At 46.3% G+C, this 1411-nt stretch carries 2 pseudogenes; both read right to left on the minus strand.

Annotated features, from left to right (window positions below):
* Window positions 1–890, minus strand: a pseudogene (locus F6K49_RS49080) (hypothetical protein); the annotation flags it as partial.
* 51 nt (window positions 891–941) lie between these two features.
* A pseudogene (locus F6K49_RS49085) lies at window positions 942–1411 on the minus strand (hypothetical protein); the annotation flags it as partial.

Genomic DNA, 1411 nt, shown 5'->3' on the forward strand with positions numbered 1-1411 from the left:
TCATCGGTTAGTAAATATAGCACCAGTTCCGCCACCTGCTGATTTTCTGGTCCACAATCTTCCACTACTCCAGTCAAATACCGCGCCATCAATCCTTGCTTTGAACCCCGTTCCCAATAGTGTTCCAAGGTAGTAATACTTTCCGCCTGCAATTGCGCTCCTACTATCTGCAATTCCATGGGACGTACTTCCGAGAACTCCCCAGCTAAATCCTGTACCAATTCTTCAATCAAAGCTGGTTCCAGGTAACAAGACGATTGTTTAGTTACTTGCTCAATCACGGACTTGGCATCATCTCGGGAAAAATTCCCTAGAGGATAGCGCACATGCTTACTCAATATGTCATGGCCAATAATGTCCATACTGGCCATGGGATTAACGCTACCCGACCATGGTGCGCGTTCGCTGAAAGCGGGACGAAGTCCATCGCATTCCAGTAAATAATGGAGATAATCCTCCCGCATCGACAGAATCACCTTCACTGAAGGACTAGTAAGACACTCTCCTAGGAATTCAAAAAATTGCCGTCGCTCAGCTTTATCCAGGTAAACAAAGAAAAAGTCTTCAAACTGGTCAAAAATCAGTACTGTCCGCAAATTGTGCTGTTCATTTTGCCGCAATTGCTGTATAATACTATCTGGACTTTGTAGGGATGTTCCATGGAATGTTTCTATATTTATTCGGTTTAATCCCTCTGCCAATAAGCGTCCCAATTCTTCTACCCAATTGGTATAGACTGCCATCACTACAGGCAACACCTCTTCTGTACCAATCACAGTCTGTTGCAACCCTGGTACTAATCCCCCATTAACCAGAGAACTCTTGCCCACCCCCGATTCCCCATGAATCACAATTAGCTTGTAATCATTGCTTCCAATCCGTTCAAGCAATCGATTGACATCCTGCTGTCGCCCAGACGCTGCAATTTCTAGCGCTATAGTTTATCGATTTTCCTCCTCTAGGGGCGCAAGGCGTTGCGCTCCGATCAAATTTGTTGGCAACCCCACCAACCTTATCCGTTGTCGTGGCTGTAATCGACCAGCACCAATAAACCCTCCCCAACCATACTGTTGCGCTAACGATTGTTGATATTGCTTAAGTTGGAAAGCTTGGAGATACTGCCCCTGCTGGAAATAAAGGGAACGCAATGCCTGCAAAATCCGACTGTAAAACCGAGGATTATCCTCAGGTGCAATAACTCTTGCCTGTTCTAGATGTTGGAGTGCCGCTTCAGGGTGACCCAGCCGTTGCTCAGATTCAGCTAACAGTAGTAGATACAGACTCGTTTGAAGTGAGTGCATGGTCTGGAGTGCATTGTCCTGAATGCTGACTCCTGAGTTACAAGCGTTTTCAGATGAATTGACCTCACTACCTTTAGCTGCAAGCCCCCTAAATCCCCCAATTCTGGGGG

The organism is Moorena sp. SIO3I6, from assembly GCF_010672095.1.